Below are 22,367 nucleotides of genomic sequence, written 5' to 3'. Positions count from 1 at the left end.
TCCTTTCGATTGGGTGGATTTGCCTCACTTCCTAGTTAAATATGACTGCATCGAGGCTGGGCATGATCACACGTAGTCGACTGGCCGCCATCGCTGTCGCGGCCGTACTTGTCGTGGGCGCCGGCTGCCGGGCCGACCAGGAACCGTCGGCCCGGAGCAGTAGTAGTGGGCAGCCGGGCGCACCCCTCACCCCCCACGGCTTCACCCTCGTCGCCTCCGGCGACGTGCTGGCACACACCTCGGTCACCGAGCGGGCGAACGCCGACGCGGGCGGCACCGGGTACGACTTCCTGCCGATGTTCGAAGGGGTGAAACCCCTCGTCTCCGGTGCCGACCTGGCGATCTGTCACATGGAGACCGTGTACGGATCCGACGGCGACCACACCGGCAACCCGGCCTTCAAGATTCCACCGCAGGTGGCCGACGGGCTCGCGGCGACCGGGTACGACGCCTGCTCCACCGCCTCCAACCACTCCCTGGACGACGGCGCCGCGGGCGTACGGCGCACCCTGGACGCCCTCGACCTCGCGGGCGTACGGCACGCGGGATCGGCGCGCACGGCGCAGGAGGCGTATGTGCCCACGCTCCTGCGCGCGGGCAACGCGGTGGTCGCCCACCTCGCCTACACCTACGGCACGGACGGCTTCCCGATGCCCCAGGGACAGCCCTGGAGCGTCAACCTCATCGACCGCGACCGGATCCTCGCGGACGCCCGGGCCGTCAGGAAGGCGGGCGCCGACGTGGTCGTCGTGTCCCTGCACTGGGGCACCGAATGGCAGGAACAGCCCAACACCCAGCAGACGACGCTGAGCCGGGAGCTCACCGCCTCGCGCACGAACGGGCGGCCCGACATCGACCTGATCCTCGGCACGCACGCGCGTGTCCCGCAGCCCTACGAGAAGGTCAACGGCACGTGGGTCGTCTACGGCATGGGTGACCAGATCGCGGGCGAGATGTTCAACCGCCAAGGCCTCCAGGACTCCCGGGGCAACGAGAGCACCCTCGCCCGCTTCACCTTCGCCCCGCCCGCGCGCAAGGGGGACCGCTGGCAGGTCACGAAGGCGGAGTTCGTGCCGCAGCTGTTCGACATCGACGCCGGGCGGGTCGTCGACATCAACGCGGCTCTGGCCCAGGGCGCCGACCTGGCCGGTGTACGCGACCGCATCCGTGACGTGGTGCTCAGCCGCGGCGCGGCCCACGACGGCCTGATGATGGCGCAGTAGGACCCACGGAGTTCACGGAGCCATGGAGTCCAAGGAACCCACGGAGCCATGGGGCCCAAGGAACCCACGGGGCCCATGCGGTCCGTGGGATCTATGGGACGACCGTGACCGGCCAGCGGCCCGCCTTCACCAGCCGGATCGCCACCGACCCGATGATCCGGTGCCCCGCCTGCTCGGAGGCACCGACCACCACGGCGTCCGCCTTGAGCTCGTCCGCCGCCGTCACCAGACCGTTGTAGGGATCGCCGCGGAAGGTGTGGAACTCCCAGCGCACCGCGAATATGTCCTTGACCCGCTCGGCGGCGTCCCGGATCTGCGCGACGAGGTCCTCGGCGATCTGGTCGGTCGTCTCGGCGACCGGCGCCCCGAGCGCCGCTCCCGCGGCCATGACGGGCTGCACGTACACGACGGCGAGCAGCGAGTGCTGCCGCCTGGCCAGCCCGCCGGCGTAGGACGCCGCGCGCAGCGACGAGTCGGAGCCGTCCACGCCGACGACGATGACCTTGGGACCGTCCGTGCCACGCTCGAACCGGTGCGAGGGTTGCTGTTCCGCCACACCACCGAGGCTATCGGAAGCCGCAGGTCGGGAGCAGGGCGGCCCCACGGCGTCCCGCATGCGACGGAACGGGTGAAGTGTCCGCCGCCACGGCCCGCCAGGACCCGCCGGGACAGCCGTCCGCGTCGGCGACGAGCGGCCCGGCGCTCGACGGGCGCCCGCGGCCGGGGCTTCCTAGAGTCGACACCATGAGCGCCACCGTGGAGGCCCGCGGACCGAGGGACGCCACGGGTCCCGTACCGCCGTCCCGGGTCGGCTTCCTCAGCAAGGTGCCCGAAGGCTTCGCGGCCTTCTTCGGCGCCCTCTCGCTGCTGTGCGTCCTGCTGGCCTTCTTCGCCCCCGTGCGCCGCCTGCTGCACCCCGTCGTGGCCTTCCTCGACCTGTTGATCGTCCCGGTCAGCGCCAACCTCGCGTACGCCGTCTTCCTCTTCCTGCTCGCCGCCGCGACCGCCGCCCGCAAGAAGGTCGCCTGGTGGCTGGTCGTCGTCTACCTCGGCGTGCTGGTCTTCTTCGACATCGTCGGCCTGGCGATGGGCCTGTACGCCGAGTCGCTGCCGTCCTTCGTCGCCTGCGGACTGCTGCTGGTGCTCCTGATCGTGGCGCGCCGCGAGTTCTACGCCGACTCCCGGCGCGGCGCCGTATGGCGCGCCCTGGCCGTACTGCTCGCCGGACTCGCGGTGGCGATCCTGATCGGCTGGGGCCTGGTCGAGTGGTTCCCCGGCACGCTGTCCTCGGGAGAACGGCTGCTGTGGGCGGCCAGCCGGGTGTGCGGCGGGCTGGTCCCCAGCAGTTCGTTCAGCGGGCGCCCGCCCCGCAAGCTCTTCTTCGTCCTCGGCCTCCTCGGCGCCCTCGCCCAGCTCAACGCCGTCGCCACCCTCTTCCGCTCCCAGCGCCTGGAGGCGGCCCTGCGCGGCGACGAGGAGGCCCGCATCCGTGCCCTCCTGCGGGCGTACGGCGCCGACGACTCCCTCGGCTACTTCGCCACCCGCCGCGACAAGGCCGTCGTCTTCTCACCCAGCGGCAAGGCCGCCGTCACCTACCGCGTCGAGGCCGGCGTCTGCCTGGCCAGCGGCGACCCCGTCGGCGACCGCGAGGCCTGGCCGCACGCCATCGAGGCCTGGCTCGACCTGGCCCGCCGCTACGCTTGGGCGCCCGCCGTCATGGGCACCTCGGAGAACGGCGCCAAGGCCTTCGCGCGCGCCGGGCTCGGCGCGCTCGAACTCGGCGACGAGGCGATCCTGCACGTCGCCGGCTTCGACCTGGACGGCCGCGACATGCGTGTCACCCGCCAGGCCGTGCACCGCGTACGGCGCACCGGCGCCACCTGCCGGGTACGCCGCCACGCCAGCCTCACCGACGAGGAGATGGAGGAGCTCGTCGACAAGGCGGACGCCTGGCGCGACACCGAGACCGAGCGCGGCTTCTCCATGGCCCTGGACCGGCTCGGCGACCCCGCGGACGGCGACTGCCTGCTCGTCGAGGCCCTGACGCCCGAGGGCAAGCTCCTCGCGCTGCTGTCCTTCGTTCCCTGGGGCAAGGACGGCATCTCGCTCGACCTCATGCGCCGCGACCGCAGCGCCCCGAACGGCGTCATGGAGTTCATGGTCGCCGAGGTGTGCGCGGCGGCCGGGACGTTCGGCGTACGGCGCATCTCCCTCAACTTCGCGGTGTTCCGGTCGGTCTTCGAGGAGGGCGCCCGGATCGGTGCGGGGCCGGTGCTCCGGCTCTGGCGCGGACTGCTGCTGTTCTTCTCCCGGTGGTGGCAGTTGGAGGCCCTCTACCGGTCCAACGCCAAATTCCAGCCCGAGTGGTATCCCCGCTTCATCTGTTACGGCGACACCGGCTCCCTCGCCCGCATCGGCCTTGCGTCCGGCATCGCCGAGGGCTTCGTCTCCGTGCCCTCGCTGCGCAAGCTCTGGGGCAAGGGGCACCCGAAGACCGGCCCCCAGCCCGCGAGCACCGCGGGTCTGCCGTCGTTGTCGGCTCTCGGCCTCGACGAGGGCGAGGCGGCGGCCACCGATCCGACCGCGGGCCTGCCCGAGCAGATCCGCCTCCGCCACCGCACACTCGACCGGCTGCGCGCCGACGGAATCGACCCCTACCCGGTGGGCGTCCCGTTCCGCAGCCACACCCTCGCCGAGGTACGCGCGGGACCGGCCAGGCAGCACGTGACCGTCGCCGGGCGCGTCGTCCTCGTACGGGACTTCGGCGGAATCGTGTTCGCCGTCCTGCGCGACTGGTCCGGCGATCTCCAGCTCGCCCTCACCCGGCTGGAGACCGGGCCCGAGCTCACGCGCTTCCGGCAGGACGTCGACATCGGCGACCACATCACCGCCGAGGGCCTCGCCGGCGTCAGCGACCTGGGCGAACCGACCGTCTTCGTCTCCTCCTGGCAGCTCACCGGCAAATGCCTGCGCCCGCTGCCCGACAAGCGCCGGGGCCTCGCCGACCCCGAGGCGAAGGTGCGCCACCGCTATCTCGACCTGGTGTCCAGCCCCGACGCCCGCGAGGTCCTGCGGGCCCGCTCCACCGCCGTGCAGGCGCTGCGCCAGGGCCTGCTGGACCGGGGTTATCTCGAGGTCGAGACGCCGATGCTCCAGCAGATCCACGGCGGCGCCAACGCCCGCCCGTTCACCACCCACATCAACGCCTACGACCTGAACATGTACCTCCGCATCGCCCCCGAGCTCTACCTCAAGCGGCTGTGCGTGGGCGGCCTGGAGAAGGTCTTCGAGATGGGGCGCACCTTCCGCAACGAGGGCGTCTCCTCCAAGCACAACCCCGAGTTCACCATGCTGGAGGCCTACCAGGCGTTCGCCGACTACGACGTGATGCTCGACCTCACCCGCGAACTGATCCAGGGCGCCGCGACCGCCGCCTTCGGCGCGCCCGTCGTCCACAAGGACGGCACCGAGTACGACATCTCCGGCCCGTGGCCGGTCAAGACGGTGTACGGCGCGATCTCGGAGGCCCTGGGGGAGGAGGTGGACCCCGGCGCGTCCGTGCCGGACCTGCACCGGCTGTGCGACTGCGCGGGAGTGCCGTATCGGCCGGACGACGGACAGGGTGACGTCGTACTGGAGATGTACGAACGACTGGTCGAGGAGAAGACCCTGCTGCCCACGTTCTACAAGGACTTCCCGACCGACGTCTCCCCGCTCACCCGGCAACACCGCACCGACCCGCGCCTCGCCGAGCGCTGGGACCTCGTCGCCTTCGGCACCGAACTCGGCACCGCCTACTCGGAGTTGACCGACCCCGTGGAGCAGCGGCGGCGGCTGACCGCGCAGTCGCTGCGGGCCGCCGGGGGAGATCCCGAGGCGATGGAGCTCGACGAGGACTTCCTCGACGCGCTGGAGTACGCGATGCCGCCGACCGGCGGGCTCGGTATCGGCGTGGACCGGCTGGTCATGTTCCTCACGGGGCTGACGATTCGGGAGACACTGCCGTTCCCCCTGGTGCGTCGGCGCTGAGCTGGTCCCAACGGGTGCTTTCCTGAGTCCACACCGGTGTTGCTCAGCCGCGCCGCGCCTCCGTTGGGCGACTGATGGGTCATGCAAAAGGATCAGCTGCTCACGCGGCGCCGGGCGTTGATCGCCGGTGCCGCCGTTCTCGGGGCGGTGGGGGCGGCGGGCACGGCCCGCGTCCTCACCGCGGATCCGGCCGGGAGCCCGGTGCGGGCCCCCGTGGCCGGGGGCCCGCAGGCGCGTCAGGCGCTCAAGCCCTCCGCGTACCGCCTCGAGCCCATGACCGGATTCGCTCCGCCGCGCCGGACGCCCGGCAAGCCCGCCGTCCGGCGTGAGCCGATCATGCGGGTGAGCGGGCGCGGCCGAACGATGGTGCTGACCTTCGACGACGGACCCGATCCGCGCTACACCCCGAGCATTCTGCGCACCCTGCGCAAGCACGACGTACGGGCGATGTTCTTCGTCTGCGGGGAGATGGCCGTCGACAACAAGGACCTGCTGGCCGAGATGGCCGACGACGGGCACGTCGTCGGCAACCACACCTGGACGCACCCGTTGCTGACCGAGCTCCGGCGCTCCGAGATCCGCTCCGAGATCGCCCGCACCAGCGACGTCATCGAGGACGCCTACGGCGAACGGCCCGTCTGGTTCCGCGCGCCCTACGGGGCCTGGAACCGGGCCACCTTCCAGATCGGCGCCGACCTCGGCATGGAACCGATGGCCTGGACGGTCGACAGCCTCGACTGGACCACCCCGGGCACCGCCACCATCGTCGACCGGGTGGAGGAGGGCGCCGCCCCCGGCGTCGTCGTCCTCTCGCACGACGCGGGCGGCGACCGCTCCCAGACCGTCCGCGCCCTGCGTGACTACCTGCCCGAACTCCTCGACTCCGGCTACCACCTCACGGTGCCGCACCGCCAGGACTCCTGAGCGGGGAGCGGGCGCGGTCGCTCCCGACTCCGCCTACCGGCCCGGGAACACCGCCCGGGCCGTAGGCGGGGAGTCTCAGCGGACCTCGACCAGGCGGGCGAACACGACGACGTTCCCGTCGTAGCCGTGCTGCTTGGAGAAACCGCCTCCGCAGGTGATGACCCGCAATTCCGGGGTGCCCTTGCTGCCGTACACCCGGTCGCCGGGGAAGTTGTTCTTGGCGAATACGTCGACGCCGTAGATCTCGAATGTGGCGGTCTTCCCGTCCTTTCGCTGAACCTCGACCCGGTTTCCCTTCTTGAGGGAACCGAGCCCGTAGAAGACGGCCGGTCCCCGCATGTTGTCCACATGGCCCACGATCACGGCCGTGCCCTTCTCGCCGGGTGACACCGCACCGGTGAACCAGCCCGCGAGATTGGCGTTGTCGGGCGGCGGCGCGTCGACCCAGCCGGCCGAGTCGAGACCCACCGGCACGACCGGGGCATTCACCTGGATCGCGGGGATCCTGACCCGGTCCACCACGGAGTACGGCAACGCGGCGGGTCCGTTGGAGAAGGTGGCGACGGGCGTCCTGCTGTCCGCTGCCGCCGCCGTCGCGGGCTGTGGAGGGCCCACGTCGAACTCACCGGAACCATTCCGGATGAGTGCGAGGCCGGTCAGCAGAACAAGCGCTATTACGCCCCACGGGGCGCGCTTCTTCTGCCGCTCCTCCTCTTCGGCCACCTCGGACGCAAACATTCGCAATCCCCTCTCGACGCGGCCGTCACCGCGTCCGTCGCGCGTACCAGAACGCTAAGTGCAGCATGCCCGGGGGGCGACGGGGCGCGGGCGAACGGGTGTCGGGGCTCCGCGTGGTGAGCCATCCGAGTTGCCGAGGGCAGGAAATTTCTGACGGTCCGTGACCTGCGGCAATATCCGATTGTATGGAAATCCTTCGGCGTGTCTTCTCACCAGGACGGACCATTCTCGAAATGCGTCCCTGTGCGCCGCATCTGAGGGTCTGTATGGGAGGCGCTTTCTCGCCGATCGACCGGGGACGGTTCCCGGGGCGTCTTCCGCGGAGGATCACATGCGTACAACTCGTGCCCTGGCGGTCTCTGCCGCCGTGGTCGCCGCGGTGGGGCTCGCCGCCCCGATGGCGACGGCATCGAATGAACCGGGCAGCAATGAGTCGAGCAACAACGAGCCGAGCAACGACGAGCCGAGCGGAAACGAGCGACTGGGCAACCCCGGTGGACCGGGCAACGGCACAGGGCTGAACAACGGCGGTGGCGTGGTCGGCGGCGGTGGCGTGGTCGGTGGCGGCGGGGTGGTCGGCGGCGGTGGCGTGGTGGGCGGTGGCGTCGTCGGCGGCGGTGGCGTGGTCGGTGGCGGCGGCGTGGTGATCGGCGGCGGTGGCGTGGTCGGTGGCGGCCGCCCGGGTGACATCGGTCGGTTCAACGACAACGGTCGGTTCAACGACAATGGCCGGTTCAACGACAACGGCCGATTCAATGACAATGGCAGGTTCAACGACAACGGCCGCTTCGAAGACAACGGCCGGTTCTATGACAACGGCCGCTTCGAGGACAACGGCCGTCGCGAGGTGCGGAACATCCTCGTCCGGCCCGGTGTCATCGCGCGGGGCGGCCAGCTGTCGATCACCGTGGACGGCGAAGCGTGCCTGAGGCCCGGCAGTACGGTCTCCTCGCGGGTCTTCCGCACCACCCTGCTGCGCCGGGCGGGCGGCGACACGACCATCGCGACGGTCATCGTCGACCGTGACGCGCGCCCGGGGTCGTACGACGTCACGGTCCGCTGTGACGGCCGAAGGCTGACCAGGCCCGCCGCCTTCACCGTCATCGGCGGTGTCAGCGGTGGTCTGGGTGGCAGCATCGGCGGAGCCGCGCCCGCCGACGTCGCGATCGGCAGCGGACTGCTGACCGCCGGCGTCGTCGGCGGTGGGCTGCTCTGGAAGCGCCGCAGGTCCGATCGGCGGATCTGATCGGTGCCGGCACCTTTGGCGGTGCCCCGCGTACCGTGCGTCTGACAGGCCTTCGCCCCGGACCTTCTCGCCGAGATCCGGGGCGAGAAGGGCCCCGAGTGGCGAGCGGTCACGACTCCTCGTCCGTGACGCGGCGGCGCGTCATGGACCACGCGGTACCGACACAGCCGGCGATGAGCGCGGTTCCCAGGGCGATCTCCTTGAGGTCGAAGCCACCGTTGGAGCTTCCGCCGACACCTGCATTGACGCCTCGCTGTACGGAGGCCGGGAGCTGGACCTGGGTCGGGTCGGAGTAGCTGGTGCCGGAGCGGCCGGGGGCGATGGTCAGCTCGGTGTGGCCGCTCTCGTTGCCGCACTGGAACGTCACCTGGTACACCGAGCCCGCTCTGGCGTCCCCGTCGATCAGGGCCGTCGCCGACGACTGGCCCTTGGGGATCGTGACCGTGTCGAAGACTTCCGAGGAGACCCTGGCCACGGAGTCGCAGCTCTCCGCGGTCAGCCGGAGCCGGCCGCCCGCGGCGATGCTCTGCGGCTGCACGTTGAAGCCGAACGAGGTGATGCTGTTGCCCCGGCCACTGTCACGGCTGCTGTCACGGCTGCTGTCACGGCCGCCGTCACCGTCTCCGTTTCCGGCGAGAGCGGCGGTCGCGGAAAGGGTGAGGGCGGTCACGCCCAGCAGTGCGGCCGAAGCGACGCGTATCGCGTGCATGGTGAGCCTCCGGGTCCCCGAGGAGCCTTGCTGCGGACTTTCCGCCTGCGTCTGAAATGCGCCTCGATGTTCGAAACGCTAGGAAGGCGTGCACGTGGGCGCGATCGCAGTAGCGCGAATGGGGTAACCGGGTGGGCCGTACGGGGGAATGCGGGTGCGCGATCGGGGGACGGACGCGGTGTGGCGTCCGTCCCCCGATCCTGTGGCCGCTAAGGGAGGCCGGTCACTTCGGAAGGTGCGGGAACAGTGCCGTGAACGGCTCCGCCGAGGCTGTGATCCCCCGGCTGTAGGGCGCGTCGAAGTCCCAGATCAGGAAGAGCAGGAACGCGATCAGGGCGGAGAAGAGCCCGGCGAGGATCAGTTCCCGCTTGGTGCGCCGGATCTGGAGGGCGAACACCATCCCGATGGTGACCACGGCTCCGGTGATCAGCCCGAACCACACCACGCCCGGCATGGTCGCGTCCGTCGAGTCGGCGCGGGCGTTGCGTGCCGCGTCGGCCGCGGTCACCTGGTCGACCAGCGGCTGGTAGGTCTGGGCCTCGAAGTCCGACCCCGGCTTGTAGGTGCTGACGTCCTGGCGGACGACCTCGAAGAGCCGACCGCCCTTGGCGGTGACATGGCCGTGGTCGGCCATGGTCTTCCACTCGGTCTTGACGACGTATCCGACGTACGCGTCGACGTCGCCGCGAATACGGTCGCGCACGTCCGGCGGGTAGACGCGGACCCGCTCCGAGATCTCGTGCAGGGCCTGGGCCTCCGCCTGCACATGGTCCTGGGCGGCGCTGCGGGCCTCCCAGACTCCGGCGATGGCCAGTCCCAGGACGATGGCGTAGACCACGCCGATCATCATGGTCATGTATTCGATCACGTCCGGGGTCTCGGACGGATCCTCGTCGTCGGGGGCCCGGCGGGTGCGTACGAGGGACACGACGAGGACGACGACGCACGCCGCCGCCATCGCGAGGACGAGAACAAGCCATTCCGACAAGGATGCCTCCAGGGGTCAGCGCGGACGCAACGCCGCGACGGCGAGCAACGCGGGCACGGTGACGAGCAGGGTGAGCGAGACCAGGGACGGTCCGCTGCGGGGCGAGTGCCTGCGCGTCGGGGCGCGGTAGGCCGGATAACTCACCGGGGTCGCCGACGGTTTGGGCCGCGCCTTGTGCGTGGGCGAGGGCGTCGGTGTCGGTGTGGGCTTCGGCTTCGGCGCCGGTGGAGGTGCCGGCCTCGGCGGTGGCGCCACGGCGGGGGGCCGCGGGGTCGGCGAGGCGGGCGGAGGCGGTGGCGGGGGAGCCGGCGGCGGGGGCTTCGGCCTGGGCTTGGGCGGAGGCGCCGGGGGTGGTGGGGGCGGCGGTTTCGGAGTGGGTGGGGGCGTGGGCGACGGGGGCGGCGGGCTGATGGTGCAGAGGTCGCTGCCGGCCACCGCCACCGCGTCCGTACCGTCCGGGCCGATGGAGGCGTACGCGCAGGAGTCGGCGACCGCCGCCGAGGCCGGCGCGCCGCCGATGATCCAGGTCAGCGTCAGCAGCGCCAACACGCGTATGACGAGGGCGGACCGGGTCCGCTGTGGTCCATGCACGACCGAGATCATGAGGCGTATCGCGCCCGCGCACGCCGGAGCCGACGGGTATTGCCCCCGAACGAAGGACGTCCGGCTCGGACCGGTTTGACGCCCCCTCGGGACACGGCCACCGCGGTGGGAACAGATGCGCGAGAAACATGCCGGCGTGGGGTGTGTCACAGCGTTCCGAAAGTTTTTTGTGCGGCCGTTGAACACATCCGCCACTCCCGCCCGTACCTAGGGCCATGCGCGGCGCAGCAGAGCGCTGCAACCCTTAACGCGAACAGTGGGAGTTACCCAATGAAGACCTCCTGGCGGAGCGCCTCACTCGTAGCGACAGCTGCGGCCGTGCTGGCGCTCACGACGGCGTGCGGTCAGGAATCGGGCACCCAGTCGACGGGGAGCCAGAACGTGGGCGCCGCCGCGGCTGCCAACGGTTACGGTCAGGCCACCAGTAGCAGCACCACTTCTCCCAACGGCTACGGCGCCGACCAGCAGAGTGCCGCCCCCAAGGCGGAATCCGCAGGTCAGCTGGCTGTCGCGGAAAGCACGACGCTCGGCAAGGTGCTGACCGACAGCGCCGGATTCACCCTGTACCGCTTCGAGAAGGACACCGCCGAGCCGCCGAAGTCGAACTGTGACGGCGACTGCGCGACCGCTTGGCCGCCCGTTCCCGCCGACGGCGCCGTGGCCGCCACCGGTGTGGACAAGGCCCTGCTCGGCGAGGTCACCCGCACGGACGGCACCAAGCAGCTGACGATCGGCGGCTGGCCGATGTACCGGTACGCCAAGGACACGAAGGCCGGTGACACCAACGGCCAGGGTGTCGGCGGCATTTGGTACGCCTCCGCCCCCGATGGCAAGAAGGCGACCCTGGCCTCCCTGCCGGGACTGTCGACCCGCAACGACCCCAAGCTCGGCGAGATCATCGTCGACAAGAACGGCCGGACGGTCTACCGGTTCCTGAAGGACCAGGCCTGGCCCGTCCCGAAGTCCGCCTGCACCGGTGCCTGCTTGGAGAAGTGGCCCGTCGTGGCCCCGGTCTCCGCCAGCGACACCAAGGGCGTGCAGAAGAAGGGCCTGATGGGCTTCACCCGCCCGGACGGCGCCAAGCAGATGACCGTCAACTGCTGGCCCATCTACACCTTCTCCGGTGACAAGGCGGCCGGGGACACCAACGGTCAGGGCGTGGGCGGCACTTGGTACGCCGTCGCCCCCGACGGAAAGCCGGTCGGCGCGCCGAAGTAGAGGATCACCTCCCCAGGGTTGATCGATCTCGCCCGGAACAACGCGTACGACCTGGGTCCGCCCCCTCCGCACCGCACGGAGGGGGCGGACCTCTTGGCGTGCCCGGAACGCGCGGGGCGCGCGGATCGGACGACGTGCGGCATACGGATCACGGCGCGGTTCACTTGCCGAACGAACGCCCGGGAGTTTTCCACACCGGGGATACCCGACCCCTCGATACGGTCGCGACGCTTCGTAACTCCCGCGAACTTTTTGGAATGCTTCGCATCGATTTCGCGGTGACAGCGGACGGCGTGTCCGACTGACCTGCACCGGCCGCCAATTCGGCACATGCCCGAGGCAGTGACGGTGAACGGACGGTCAATTTCCGTTTTGACTCGCTCCTTTGGCGGACGATCAGTAGCCTCAGCTCGAACACCGGATCGCCTACGTCGTCGACTACGCCTTGGAGAGATAGATGGAGCGTCCCGCCTGGGCCCCCCGCAGCATTGACATCTCGGTGCCGAGCGTGTCCCGTATCTATGACTACTACCTGGGCGGTTCGCACAACTTCGAGGTCGACCGGGAAGCCGCGCGCAAGGCGATGGAGTTCATGCCGGGACTGCCCAAGGTGATGCAGGCGAACAGGGCGTTCATGCGCCGTGCCGTGCGATTCGCGGCCGACGAGGGCATCGACCAGTTCCTCGACATCGGCTCCGGCATCCCGACCTTCGGCAACGTCCACGAGATCGCCCAGACGGCCAGGCCCGGCGCGCACGTCGTGTACGTGGACCACGACCCGGTGGCCGTCGCGCACAGCCAGGCCGTCCTGCGGGACAACGAGGACGCGGACGTGGTCGCGGCCGATCTGCTCAAGCCCCAGGAGATCCTGGCGACTCCCCAGGTGCAGCGGTTGATCGACCTGAACCGTCCGGTGGCCCTCCTCCTCGTTGCCATACTGCACTTCGTGGAGGACGCGGACGACCCGTACAGTGCGGTGGCCGAGCTGCGCGACGCGCTGGCACCGGGCAGTCTGCTCGTGCTCACGCATGCGTCGTACGAGGGAATCCCGCTCCCGCCGGAGCGGGCCGAGGGCGCGGTCGACGTGTACAAGGACATCCGCAACCCGCTGATCATGCGCTCGCGCGAGGAGATCGCGCGGTTCTTCGAGGGGTACGACATGGTGGAACCCGGTCTGGTGCCGATGCCGATCTGGCGGCCCGACACGGCACCCGAGGACGAGGATCCTTATTCCTTCTCGGGGTTCGCAGGTGTGGGGCGCACGGCGTGACCGGCGAACCGGACGGGCCGGAGGACAGACTGCGCAGGTTCGCGACGATCTGGAGCCGGGCGGTCTTCCCGATCACCTCCACGTCGCTGACCCGGCCGGAGCTCGAGCAGCAACTCCTGCCGCTCGCCCGGCGGTTGAGTGACGCGCTGAAGGCGAGGACCTTCGACGCGGCCGCGGGCCAGGCGGTCGGCGCCGCGCTGGTCGCCGCGCACTGCACCGACCCCGAGGCCCTCAGCCGCAGCCTCGACTGCGTCGACGCCTATCTGGTGCTCTACTGCGGCGAGGACGGGCCCCAGGAGGCCCTGCGGACCCGCTCGGCGCGTCTGCAGCACGCCATGGCGGCGGGCTTCGCCGGGGCACTGCGGGAGCGGACGCTCGCCGAGCAGGAGGCCATCTACCAGGCGGCGTTGAACGCGCGCAGCACGGTGGCCGAGGCGCTGCACGCGAGCGAGGCCCGGTTCCGCGCGGTCTTCGAGGGCGCGGCCATAGGAATCGGCATCGCCGACCTCGAAGGCAACATACTGCAGGTCAATGGAGCCCTGCTGCGTATGTTCGGCGGTTCCGAGCAGGGCGTGCGCGGCCGCAAGGTCCCGGAGTGGACCCATCCCGAGGACGCGCCCCAAGTCTGGCGGCTGTACGAGGAGTTGGTACGCGGCGAGCGCGAGCACTACCACGTCGAAAAAGCCTTCTACCGGCCCGACGGCACCGCCCTGTGGACCAACCTGACGGTGTCCCTGCTGCGCGACGCGGACGGCCGGCCGCAGTACCAGCTCGCGCTGATGGAGGACACCACCGAGCGCCGGCTGCTCAATCTGCGGCTGCGCTACGAGGCCACCCACGACGCGCTCACCGGCCTGCCCAACCGGACCCTCTTCTTCGAACGCCTGGAGAAGGCGGTGTCCGCGGGCAACGACCAGCGCTTCGGCCTGTGCTACCTCGACCTCGACGGCTTCAAGACCATCAACGACAGCCTCGGGCACGCGGCGGGCGACCGGCTGCTCGTCGAGGTCGCCGACCGGTTGCAGTCCTGCGCGACCGCTCCCGGCGAGATGGTCGCCCGGCTCGGCGGCGACGAGTTCGTGGCCCTCACCACCGGGCCCGACACCGAGCGCGAGGTGGACGCGCTCGCCGACCGCATCATGAACGCCCTCGTCACCCCGGTCCGCATCGACGGCCGGGAACTGACGGTCCGCGGCAGCATCGGCATCGTCGAGGGTCCGGCGGGTGAGCGCGGCCCGGCGGAGGTGCTGCGCAGCGCCGACATCACGATGTACCGCGCCAAGTCCGCGGGCGGCAACCGCTTCGAACTCGCCGATCCCGAGGCCGACGCCCGCGCCATCACCCGGCACGGGCTCACCACGGCGCTGCCCGCGGCCCTGGACCGGGGCGAGTTCTTCATCGAGTACCAGCCGCTCGTGCACCTCGGCGACGGCAGCGTGCACGGCGCGGAGGCGCTGGTGCGCTGGCTGCACCCGCAGCACGGCGTTCTCGGCCCCGACCGGTTCATCCCGCTCGCCGAGCACACCGGGCTGATCGTGCCGCTGGGCCGGTGGGTCCTGGAGCAGTCGGTCCGCCAGGCCCGCCAGTGGCAGGAGCGGCACGCCGACTCGGGCCCGCTGCGGATCAACGTCAACCTGTCGCCCTGCCAGCTGACCCACCCGGGCCTGGTCCAGGACACGGTCGACATCCTGGAGCGTGAAGGTCTCGACGCCGAGGCGCTGTGTCTGGAGGTCACCGAGTCCGCGCTGATCGGCGCCGACGACGATCTGCTCAAGCCGCTGCGGCGCCTGGCCGAGATGGGCGTCGACATCGCCCTCGACGACTTCGGCACCGGCTACTCCAACCTCGCCAATCTCCGCCGCCTGCCCGTGAGCATCCTCAAGCTGGACCGCTCCTTCACCCAGGGCATGCAGCAGTTCCCGGCGGACCCCGTCGACCTCAAGATCGTCGAGGGGATCGTTTCGCTCGCCCACAGCCTCGACCTCGCGGTCACCGTGGAGGGCGTCGAAACGGGCGCACAGGCCGAGCAGTTGCGGATACTGGGCTGCGACACGGCCCAGGGCTGGTACTACGCCCGCCCCGGCCCACCGGAGCGGCTGCACGAACTGGCCCTGGTGGACGCCACAGGCTGAGGGTTCGGGCGTGGCGTGGTCTCCTGGACGTGGCGTGGTCTCCTGAAAAGGAGGCCGTGCCGCTGTCCGCGCATCCGTGAGCGGCGGAGCAGCCGGTGCGGGCCCGTGAACGTCAGCTGTGTCTCGGCCTCCACGCCGACCGTCGGACGACGCCCTCCGTATGGCCCTGGGTATCGCCGTAGTGCAGCAATCGAAGGAGCTGAGAAGGATGGGCACGGAACTCCGGGGCAGGACAGCCGTCGTCACCGGCGCGAGCAAGGGCATCGGACTGGCCGTCGCCGAGGCGCTGGCCGGGGCGGGGGCGACGGTGATCGCCGGCTCGCGCACCACGACGCCGGGTCTCGACGCGCTGGTCAAGCAGGGCGGTGTCGCCTGGGTACCGGTGGACCTGGCCGAACCCGGTGCCGCCGAGCGCCTCGTGGCGGCGGCGGACGGCCGGGTGGACATCCTGGTCAACAACGTCGGCGCGGCCCCCGCCCGCATGGGCGGATTCCTGTCGGTGACCGACGAGGACTGGCGGCGCACGGTCGACCTGAACCTCCTCACGGCCGTACGGGTCACCCGCGCCGCCCTGCCCCTGATGCTGTCCGCAGGGCAGGGCTCGGTCGTGACGGTCGCCTCGGTCAACGCCACCCTGCCCGACCCGATGGTGATCGACTACAGCGCGGGCAAGGCCGCGCTGGTCGCCTTCTCCAAGGCGCTGTCCAAGGAGGTCGGCCCCCAGGGCATCCGGGTCAACACCGTCAGCCCGGGCCCGGTGGAGACCGAGCTGTGGCTCGGCGGCGACGGGGTGGCGGCCACGGTCTCGGCAGCCGCCGGGATCACCCCGGACGACGTGGTCGCCCAGGCGTCCAGTGCCACGGTCACCGGCCGCTTCTCCCAGCCGTCCGAGGTCGCCGACCTGGTCCTCTTCCTCGCCGGCGACCAGTCCCGCAACATCACCGGCAGCGACTTCGTCATCGACGGCGGCTTCATCCCGACCTGGTGACGTACCGACCTGCCTCTTGAGCCCCCTCGCGCCGGTCAGCGTTCCAGCAGCATCCGCTGGAGTTCGCGGGCCGCGCGGGGCGGAGCCACATCGCTGCGGTGGGCCAGGGCGATGACGCGGTGGAGTCCAGGGCGTGCGAGCGGTGTCACCCGCAGGCCGCGCCCCGAGCGCGTCGCGACCATGCGCGGGACGACGGCCACGCCGAGCCCCGCCCTGACGAAACCCAGCACCGCGTCCATCTCGCCGCCCTCGACGGCGAAGTCCGGCTCGAAGCCCTCGGCGCGGCAGGCGGCGACGGTCAGTTCCCGCAGGTCGTAGCCGTGCCGGAACATCACGAGGCGTTCGCCCTCCAGGTCGGGGATGCGCACGGTGCGACCGGTCCCCGGCGCGGGCGCGTCCGGTGACGACACCACGACCAGGTCCTCACGCAGCAGCTCCACCGTCGTCAGCGCGGGGGAGGGGGTGGGCAGCGGGAGGACGACCAGGGCGAGGTCCAGCGCGCCGCGCGCGAGTTCCCGTACGAGATCGTGGGAGCCGCTCTCCTCGATCAGCAGCCGGATACCGGGATAGCGGTCGTGGAAGGCGCGCAGAACGTCCGGGACCAGGCCGGTGCACAGGCTCGGCGTCGCGCCCAGGCGGACCCGGCCGCTGCGCAGCTGGGCCAGTTCCTGCACCTCGTGCCGGGCGGTGTCCGCGTCGGCCAGGATGCGCCGGGCCAGGGGCAGCAGCGCCTCGCCCGCGTCCGTCAGTGTGATGTTGCCGCGCGCCCGGAGAAAGAGATCCGCCCCCAACTCCCGTTCCAGCGCCTTGATCTGCTGGGACAGGGACGGCTGGGCGACATGGACCAGATCGGCGGCCCGGGTGAAGTGCCGGGTCTCGGCGACCGCCACGAAGTACTGGAGCTGCTGGAACTGCATCCACCCATCATAGGCTCCAGCTATCGAAACGAGCCGGACCATGTCTTGGACCGATCGGCACCCGCGGCCCTAGCTTCTGAGACATGGCTCTGGCAACGCGGACGGACCGACGACCGTCGATGACGCGCACCGTGTGGGACAGCTCCGTCGGGAAGAAGGCCGTGATGGCGGTCAGCGGCCTGATCATGCTGATGTACCTGGTCGTGCACATGTTCGGAAACCTGAAGATCTTCTTCGGTTCGGGCGATTTCAACCACTACGCCCACTGGCTGCGCACCCTCGGTGAGCCCTTCCTGCACTACGAGTGGGCCCTGTGGATCATCCGCGTGGTCCTGGTCGTCGCCGTCGTCGCCCACGCCACCGCCGCGTACCAGCTCAGCCGCCGCGACATCAGGGCGCGCCCGAGCAAGTACGTCCACAAGAAGCCCAGGTCCAGCTACGCGACCCGCACGATGCGCTGGGGCGGGATCATCCTCGGCCTGTTCATCGTCTGGCACATCCTCGACCTGACGACCGGCACCGCGCACCCCGGCGGCTTCCAGCCCGGACACCCGTACCAGAACGTGATCGACACCTTCTCGACCTGGTACGGCGACGTGATCTACATCGTCGCGATGCTCGCGCTCGGCCTGCACATCCGGCACGGCTTCTGGAGCGCCGCACAGACCCTGGGCGCCGGCAGCCGCACCCGCGACCGCGCCCTCAAGACCATCGCCGACGTCCTCGCGCTGGTGCTGACGGTGGGCTTCATCTCCGTACCCGTCGGTGTCATGACCGGATTGGTGAGCTGACATGACCGCAGCCTCTGAATACGCCGCGTACACGACCGGTGCGCCCGTCGTCGACAGCAAGGCCCCCGAGGGCCCGGTCAACGAGCGCTGGGACACCCGTCGCTTCGAGGCCAAGCTCGTCAACCCCGCCAACCGCCGCAAGCACACGGTGATCGTGGTCGGCACCGGCCTCGCGGGCGGCTCGGCGGGCGCCACGCTCGCCGAGCAGGGCTACCACGTCGTCCAGTTCTGCTACCAGGACTCGCCCCGCCGCGCCCACTCGATCGCCGCCCAGGGCGGCATCAACGCGGCGAAGAACTACCGCAACGACGGCGACTCCGTCCACCGGCTGTTCTACGACACCGTCAAGGGCGGCGACTTCCGGGCCCGCGAGTCCAACGTCCACCGTCTCGCGCAGATCTCGGTCGAGATCATCGACCAGTGCGTCGCCCAGGGCGTGCCCTTCGCGCGGGAGTACGGGGGTCTGCTCGACACGCGTTCCTTCGGCGGCGTCCAGGTGTCCCGCACGTTCTACGCCCGCGGCCAGACCGGCCAGCAGCTCCTGCTCGGCGCCTACCAGGCCCTGTCGCGGCAGATCGCGGCCGGCAACATCGAGATGCATCCACGCACCGAGATGCTTGACCTGATCGTGGTCGAGGGACGGGCGCGCGGCATCGTGGCACGGGATCTGATCACCGGCCGGATCGACACGTACTACGCGGACGCCGTCGTCCTGGCCTCCGGTGGTTACGGCAACGTCTTCTACCTCTCGACGAACGCCATGAACTCCAACGCCACCGCCGTGTGGCGGGCGCACCGGCGCGGCGCCTACTTCGCCAACCCGTGCTTCACCCAGATCCATCCCACCTGTATCCCGCGTACCGGCGATCACCAGTCCAAGCTCACGCTGATGAGCGAGTCGCTGCGCAACGACGGCCGTATCTGGGTCCCGAAGGCGCAGGGCGACACCCGTCCGCCGAACGAGATCCCCGAGGACGAGCGCGACTACTACCTGGAGCGGATCTACCCCGCCTTCGGCAACCTGGTCCCGCGTGATATCGCCTCCCGCGCCGCGAAGAACGTCTGCGACGAGGGCCGCGGGGTGGGCCCGGGCGGACAGGGCGTCTACCTGGACTTCGCCGACGCGATCGGGCGGATGGGCAGGGCGAAGGTCGAGGAAAAGTACGGCAACCTCTTCGACATGTACGCCCGGATCACCGCCGAGGACCCGTACACCGTGCCGATGCGGATCTACCCGGCCGTGCACTACACGATGGGCGGACTGTGGGTCGACTACGACCTCCAGACCACGATCCCCGGCCTGTTCGCGATCGGCGAGGCCAACTTCTCCGACCACGGCGCCAACCGCCTCGGTGCCTCCGCCCTGATGCAGGGCCTCGCCGACGGCTACTTCGTGCTGCCGTCGACCATCAACGACTACCTCGCCCGCAACCCGCACCACGCCGAGGTCACGGACGAACACCCCGCCGTCCAGGAGGTGCTGGCCGAGACCGAGGACCGGCTGCGGCTGCTGCTGGCCGTCGACGGCGACCGCACCCCCGACTCCTTCCACCGCGAACTCGGCGAACTCATGTGGGAGTTCTGCGGCATGGCCCGCACCGAGACGGGTCTGCGCAAGGCCCTGGAGCGCATCCCGCAGATCCGCGAGGAGTTCTGGCGGCGTATCAAGGTCCCCGGCACCGGCGAGGAGTTCAACCAGTCCCTGGAGAAGGCCAACCGCGTCGTCGACTATCTGGAGCTCGCCGAGCTGATGTGCCTCGACGCGCTGCACCGGTCCGAGTCCTGCGGCGGCCACTTCCGCGAGGAGTCCCAGACCCCGGACGGCGAGGCCGCCCGCAGGGACGAGGAGTTCTCCTACGCCGCCGCCTGGGAGTTCACCGACAGCGGCGCCGCGCCCGTCCTGCACAAGGAAGACCTCGTCTTCGAGTACGTCCACCCCACCCAGCGGAGCTACGCATGAAGCTCACCCTGCGCGTCTGGCGCCAGAAGAACGCCGACGCCGACGGAGCGATGTCCACGTACGAGGTGGACGACATCTCGGCCGACATGTCCTTCCTGGAGATGCTCGACACCCTCAACGAGGAACTCATCCTCAAGGGCGAGGACCCCGTCGCCTTCGACCACGACTGCCGCGAGGGCATCTGCGGCGCGTGCAGCCTGGTCATCAACGGCGACGCCCACGGACCCGAGCGCACCACCACCTGCCAGCTGCACATGCGGTCCTTCCAGGACGGCGACACCATCGACGTCGAGCCCTGGCGTGCCTCCGCCTTCCCGGTCGTCAAGGACCTCGTCGTGGACCGCTCGGCCTTCGACCGGATCATCCAGGCCGGCGGCTACATCTCCGCCCCCACCGGTGCCGCCCCCGAGGCCCACGCGACGGCCGTACCGAAACCGGACGCCGACTTCGCGTTCGAGCACGCCGAGTGCATCGGCTGCGGTGCGTGTGTGGCCGCCTGCCCCAACGGTGCCGCGATGCTCTTCACCTCGGCCAAGATCAACCATCTGAACGTGCTGCCACAGGGCGCGCCCGAGCGGGAGACGCGGGTGCTGGACATGGTGGCGCAGATGGACGAGGAGGGGTTCGGGGGGTGCACGCTGGCCGGGGAGTGCGCGACCGCCTGCCCAAAGGGGATTCCGTTGGTTTCCATCACCGGGATGAACAAGGAGTGGCTGCGAGCCGCTCGCAAGTCAGGGCGTCGCTGAGGCGGTGCCTGGACTGCGGGTTGGTGGGGGCTGATCGCGCAGTTCCCCGCGGCCGAGGCCCGTTGTTAAGAAAACGTTCGCCGGATCTGTGCGGACGGGCGGGGCCGGGAGTGGTGCTCATTCCCGGTCCCGTCTCGCATTCGGGGGAATCTCCTGGCATTCAACATCCCCACATCCTGGCTCCTGGCACAGGTCACGTGCAGGCCAACCGGCATCGGAAGAACAGGAGCGCGCGGGCCGTACCGAACCGGTCTGCCGCCGCTGTGCCGAACCGGCCCGTGACCAGGAGAGTGCCATGACCGGCGTTTCCACCCTCGACAGCCCCCCGCAGCCCCTGGCCCCCACCCGCTACACCGTCTCCCTCGCCCGTTCCGAGGCCGACGTCCGGGCCGCACAGCGGCTGCGGCACGACGTCTTCGCCGGGGAGATGGGTGCCCTGCTGACCACGCCGCAGCCGGGGCTCGACATCGACGCCTTCGACGCCTACTGCGATCACCTGCTGGTCCGTGACACGCTGACCGACCAGGTCGTCGGCACCTACCGCCTGCTGCCCCCGGAGCGCGCCGCGATCGCCGGCCGGCTCTACTCGGAGGGCGAGTTCGACGTGAGCCCGCTCGACGCGATCCGCCCGGGACTCGTCGAGGTCGGGCGCTCCTGCGTGCACCCCGACCACCGCGACGGCGCCGTCATCGGCCTCATCTGGGCCGGGATAGCCCGCTACATGGTCGAGGGCGGCCACGAGTGGCTCGCGGGCTGCTGCTCGATCCCGCTCGCCGACGGCGGCGAGCTCGCGGCCGGAACCTGGGACCGGGTGCAGGCCAAGCACCTGGCACCCGAGGAGTACCGGGTGCGACCGCTGCTGCCCTGGACCGCGGAGGGTGTCACCCCTCAGCCCCGCACCGAACTGCCTCCGCTCCTGCGCGGCTATCTCCGGCTCGGCGCCTGGGTCTGCGCGGCACCGGCGCACGACCCGGACTTCGGGGTCGCGGACCTGTTCGTGCTGCTGTCGATGCGCCGGGTCAACCCGCGCTATCTGCGGCACTTCCTCTCGCTCGTCCCGGCCTGATGAGCGTCTGGCTGCCCAGCGCGCCCTGCACCCCCAGGGCGTGCGTCGAGGCGACGGGGTCCGCCACGGCCGTACCGCGCGCCGTGCTGCGGCTCGCGGCGGTCCTGGTCGTGGTCGCCACCGGGGTCGTGCTGTTGCCGTTCGGCGGGCGGATCCCCGCCGAGCCGGTACGGCGCTGGTGCCGGGCGATCGTGCGGGCCGCGGGCGTCCGCGTCCGGATCACCGGCCCCGCCGTCCCCACCGGCGGGCTGCTGATCGTCGCCAACCACATCTCCTGGCTGGACATCCCGCTCCTCGCCGCCGTCCGGCCGGCCAGGATGCTCGCCAAGTCCGAGATCCGGCAGTGGCCGGTGGCGGGACCGCTGGCCGCGCGCGGCGGTGTCCTGTTCATCGAACGCGACCGGCTGCGCGCGCTGCCGGACACGGTGGCGCGGATCGCCGGGCTGCTGCGGGACGGGGCGGCCGTCGTGGCCTTCCCGGAGGGCAGCACCTGGTGCGGCAGGGCGCAGGGACACTTCCGGCGGGCCGTCTTCCAGGCCGCGCTCGACGCGGGGGTGCCGGTCCAGCCGGTGCACATCCACTACCGGCTCGCCGGGGGAGTGGCGAGCACCGCGCCCGCCTTCGTCGGGAACGACTCGCTGCTCGCCTCACTGTGGCGGGTGGCCTCGGCACGCGGGCTGGTGGCGGAGGTCGAGGTACGGCCCTCGCTCGCCCCGGGCAGCCACCCGGATCGACGGGAGCTGGCCCGCGCGGCGCAAGGGGGGTTGCATTCCCGGGACGCACGCGCGTCGGCCCTCGCACATCGCTGACGTATCAGGA

The 22,367-nt window shown here is 70.7% G+C and carries 19 protein-coding genes; 13 read left to right on the top strand and 6 right to left on the bottom strand.

What is annotated here, in order from left to right; genetic code table 11:
- Nucleotides 1-62: 62 nt before the first annotated feature.
- Nucleotides 63-1,223, top strand: coding sequence for a CapA family protein (locus tag AQJ27_RS02420; RefSeq protein ID WP_067360857.1), 1,161 nt, complete (start codon nt 63-65; stop codon nt 1,221-1,223).
- Between the two features lie 91 nt (nt 1,224-1,314).
- Here the strand turns inward: AQJ27_RS02420 and AQJ27_RS02415 are convergent, their stop codons facing one another.
- Nucleotides 1,315-1,779 carry a universal stress protein gene (locus tag AQJ27_RS02415; RefSeq protein WP_067360854.1) on the bottom strand — a complete coding sequence of 155 codons (465 nt, stop codon included), beginning with the start codon at nt 1,777-1,779 and terminating at the stop codon, nt 1,315-1,317.
- A gap of 188 nt (nt 1,780-1,967) precedes the next feature.
- On the opposite strand from AQJ27_RS02415, the gene lysX reads away from it, so the two are divergent.
- Together lysX and AQJ27_RS02405 are read left to right on the top strand one after the other, a co-directional pair.
- Nucleotides 1,968-5,252: a bifunctional lysylphosphatidylglycerol synthetase/lysine--tRNA ligase LysX gene (lysX, locus tag AQJ27_RS02410; protein WP_067360851.1), complete on the top strand. Its 3,285-nt coding sequence runs from the start codon at nt 1,968-1,970 to the stop codon at nt 5,250-5,252.
- An 81-nt stretch (nt 5,253-5,333) separates the two neighbouring features.
- The gene (locus AQJ27_RS02405) at nt 5,334-6,176 is read left to right on the top strand and encodes a polysaccharide deacetylase family protein (RefSeq protein WP_067360848.1); all 843 of its coding nucleotides are present in this window, start codon (nt 5,334-5,336) and stop codon (nt 6,174-6,176) included.
- Between the two features lie 75 nt (nt 6,177-6,251).
- On the opposite strand, the gene AQJ27_RS02400 is transcribed toward AQJ27_RS02405, so the two are convergent.
- Nucleotides 6,252-6,914, bottom strand: a complete 663-nt coding sequence (locus AQJ27_RS02400) for a class F sortase (RefSeq protein WP_067360845.1) — start codon at nt 6,912-6,914, stop codon at nt 6,252-6,254.
- A 331-nt stretch (nt 6,915-7,245) separates the two neighbouring features.
- On the opposite strand from AQJ27_RS02400, the gene AQJ27_RS58405 reads away from it, so the two are divergent.
- A complete protein-coding gene (locus AQJ27_RS58405; RefSeq protein WP_067360841.1) occupies nt 7,246-8,160 on the top strand; it encodes a hypothetical protein in 915 nt (304 codons plus the stop codon).
- A 109-nt stretch (nt 8,161-8,269) separates the two neighbouring features.
- Here AQJ27_RS58405 and AQJ27_RS02390 read toward each other — a convergent pair whose 3' ends face one another.
- From AQJ27_RS02390 to AQJ27_RS55460, 3 genes are all read right to left on the bottom strand, one after another.
- Nucleotides 8,270-8,869: a hypothetical protein gene (locus AQJ27_RS02390; RefSeq protein WP_067360838.1), complete on the bottom strand. Its 600-nt coding sequence runs from the start codon at nt 8,867-8,869 to the stop codon at nt 8,270-8,272.
- A gap of 223 nt (nt 8,870-9,092) precedes the next feature.
- The gene (locus AQJ27_RS02385) at nt 9,093-9,857 is read right to left on the bottom strand and encodes a bestrophin-like domain (RefSeq protein WP_079064736.1); all 765 of its coding nucleotides are present in this window, start codon (nt 9,855-9,857) and stop codon (nt 9,093-9,095) included.
- 15 nt (nt 9,858-9,872) lie between these two features.
- Entirely contained in the window at nt 9,873-10,448 is a 576-nt protein-coding gene (locus tag AQJ27_RS55460) for a hypothetical protein (protein WP_159064314.1), read from the bottom strand.
- Nucleotides 10,449-10,730: 282 nt separating this feature from the next.
- Between AQJ27_RS55460 and AQJ27_RS02370 the strand changes: the two genes are divergently transcribed.
- From AQJ27_RS02370 to AQJ27_RS02355, 4 genes are all read left to right on the top strand, one after another.
- Nucleotides 10,731-11,678, top strand: a complete 948-nt coding sequence (locus AQJ27_RS02370) for an SCO0930 family lipoprotein (protein WP_067360828.1) — start codon at nt 10,731-10,733, stop codon at nt 11,676-11,678.
- A gap of 457 nt (nt 11,679-12,135) precedes the next feature.
- Nucleotides 12,136-12,948, top strand: a complete 813-nt coding sequence (locus AQJ27_RS02365) for an SAM-dependent methyltransferase (protein WP_067360827.1) — start codon at nt 12,136-12,138, stop codon at nt 12,946-12,948.
- Nucleotides 12,945-15,080, top strand: a complete 2,136-nt coding sequence (locus AQJ27_RS02360) for a putative bifunctional diguanylate cyclase/phosphodiesterase (RefSeq protein WP_067360825.1) — start codon at nt 12,945-12,947, stop codon at nt 15,078-15,080. Before AQJ27_RS02365 ends, AQJ27_RS02360 begins: the two co-directional genes overlap by 4 nt.
- Nucleotides 15,081-15,288: 208 nt before the next feature.
- A complete protein-coding gene (locus AQJ27_RS02355; RefSeq protein ID WP_067360822.1) occupies nt 15,289-16,068 on the top strand; it encodes an SDR family NAD(P)-dependent oxidoreductase in 780 nt (259 codons plus the stop codon).
- Between the two features lie 35 nt (nt 16,069-16,103).
- Here the strand turns inward: AQJ27_RS02355 and AQJ27_RS02350 are convergent, their stop codons facing one another.
- Nucleotides 16,104-16,985, bottom strand: a complete 882-nt coding sequence (locus tag AQJ27_RS02350; RefSeq protein ID WP_067360819.1) for a LysR family transcriptional regulator — start codon at nt 16,983-16,985, stop codon at nt 16,104-16,106.
- Nucleotides 16,986-17,104: 119 nt separating this feature from the next.
- On the opposite strand from AQJ27_RS02350, the gene AQJ27_RS02345 reads away from it, so the two are divergent.
- The 5 genes from AQJ27_RS02345 (at nt 17,105) to AQJ27_RS02325 (ending at nt 22,357) form a co-directional block, all read left to right on the top strand.
- Nucleotides 17,105-17,776, top strand: a complete 672-nt coding sequence (locus tag AQJ27_RS02345; RefSeq protein WP_067360816.1) for a succinate dehydrogenase — start codon at nt 17,105-17,107, stop codon at nt 17,774-17,776.
- 1 nt (nt 17,777) lies between these two features.
- Entirely contained in the window at nt 17,778-19,736 is a 1,959-nt protein-coding gene (locus AQJ27_RS02340) for a fumarate reductase/succinate dehydrogenase flavoprotein subunit (protein ID WP_067360814.1), read from the top strand.
- Nucleotides 19,733-20,482: a succinate dehydrogenase/fumarate reductase iron-sulfur subunit gene (locus AQJ27_RS02335; RefSeq protein WP_067360811.1), complete on the top strand. Its 750-nt coding sequence runs from the start codon at nt 19,733-19,735 to the stop codon at nt 20,480-20,482. Before AQJ27_RS02340 ends, AQJ27_RS02335 begins: the two co-directional genes overlap by 4 nt.
- A 295-nt stretch (nt 20,483-20,777) precedes the next feature.
- Entirely contained in the window at nt 20,778-21,548 is a 771-nt protein-coding gene (locus AQJ27_RS02330; RefSeq protein WP_067360806.1) for a GNAT family N-acetyltransferase, read from the top strand.
- Entirely contained in the window at nt 21,548-22,357 is an 810-nt protein-coding gene (locus AQJ27_RS02325) for a lysophospholipid acyltransferase family protein (RefSeq protein WP_067360803.1), read from the top strand. Before AQJ27_RS02330 ends, AQJ27_RS02325 begins: the two co-directional genes overlap by 1 nt.
- Nucleotides 22,358-22,367: the final 10 nt, after the last annotated feature.

This window comes from Streptomyces olivochromogenes (assembly GCF_001514115.1).
GTDB lineage: Bacteria > Actinomycetota > Actinomycetes > Streptomycetales > Streptomycetaceae > Streptomyces > Streptomyces olivochromogenes.
The sequence above is the reverse complement of the archived record's forward strand: the minus strand, read 5'-3'. Positions and strand labels throughout refer to the sequence as shown.

What these genes read in the sequence shown, in the direction of transcription:
- AQJ27_RS02420 (WP_067360857.1), top strand. Translation starts at nt 63, where the DNA reads ATGATCACACGTAGTCGACTGGCCGCCATCGCTGTCGCGGCCGTACTT.
- lysX (WP_067360851.1), top strand. Translation starts at nt 1,968, where the DNA reads ATGAGCGCCACCGTGGAGGCCCGCGGACCGAGGGACGCCACGGGTCCC.
- AQJ27_RS02405 (WP_067360848.1), top strand. Translation starts at nt 5,334, where the DNA reads ATGCAAAAGGATCAGCTGCTCACGCGGCGCCGGGCGTTGATCGCCGGT.
- AQJ27_RS02400 (WP_067360845.1), bottom strand. Translation starts at nt 6,914, where the DNA reads ATGTTTGCGTCCGAGGTGGCCGAAGAGGAGGAGCGGCAGAAGAAGCGC.
- AQJ27_RS58405 (WP_067360841.1), top strand. Translation starts at nt 7,246, where the DNA reads ATGCGTACAACTCGTGCCCTGGCGGTCTCTGCCGCCGTGGTCGCCGCG.
- AQJ27_RS02390 (WP_067360838.1), bottom strand. Translation starts at nt 8,869, where the DNA reads ATGCACGCGATACGCGTCGCTTCGGCCGCACTGCTGGGCGTGACCGCC.
- AQJ27_RS02370 (WP_067360828.1), top strand. Translation starts at nt 10,731, where the DNA reads ATGAAGACCTCCTGGCGGAGCGCCTCACTCGTAGCGACAGCTGCGGCC.
- AQJ27_RS02365 (WP_067360827.1), top strand. Translation starts at nt 12,136, where the DNA reads ATGGAGCGTCCCGCCTGGGCCCCCCGCAGCATTGACATCTCGGTGCCG.
- AQJ27_RS02355 (WP_067360822.1), top strand. Translation starts at nt 15,289, where the DNA reads ATGGGCACGGAACTCCGGGGCAGGACAGCCGTCGTCACCGGCGCGAGC.
- AQJ27_RS02350 (WP_067360819.1), bottom strand. Translation starts at nt 16,985, where the DNA reads ATGCAGTTCCAGCAGCTCCAGTACTTCGTGGCGGTCGCCGAGACCCGG.
- AQJ27_RS02345 (WP_067360816.1), top strand. Translation starts at nt 17,105, where the DNA reads ATGACGCGCACCGTGTGGGACAGCTCCGTCGGGAAGAAGGCCGTGATG.
- AQJ27_RS02340 (WP_067360814.1), top strand. Translation starts at nt 17,778, where the DNA reads ATGACCGCAGCCTCTGAATACGCCGCGTACACGACCGGTGCGCCCGTC.
- AQJ27_RS02335 (WP_067360811.1), top strand. Translation starts at nt 19,733, where the DNA reads ATGAAGCTCACCCTGCGCGTCTGGCGCCAGAAGAACGCCGACGCCGAC.
- AQJ27_RS02330 (WP_067360806.1), top strand. Translation starts at nt 20,778, where the DNA reads ATGACCGGCGTTTCCACCCTCGACAGCCCCCCGCAGCCCCTGGCCCCC.
- AQJ27_RS02325 (WP_067360803.1), top strand. Translation starts at nt 21,548, where the DNA reads ATGAGCGTCTGGCTGCCCAGCGCGCCCTGCACCCCCAGGGCGTGCGTC.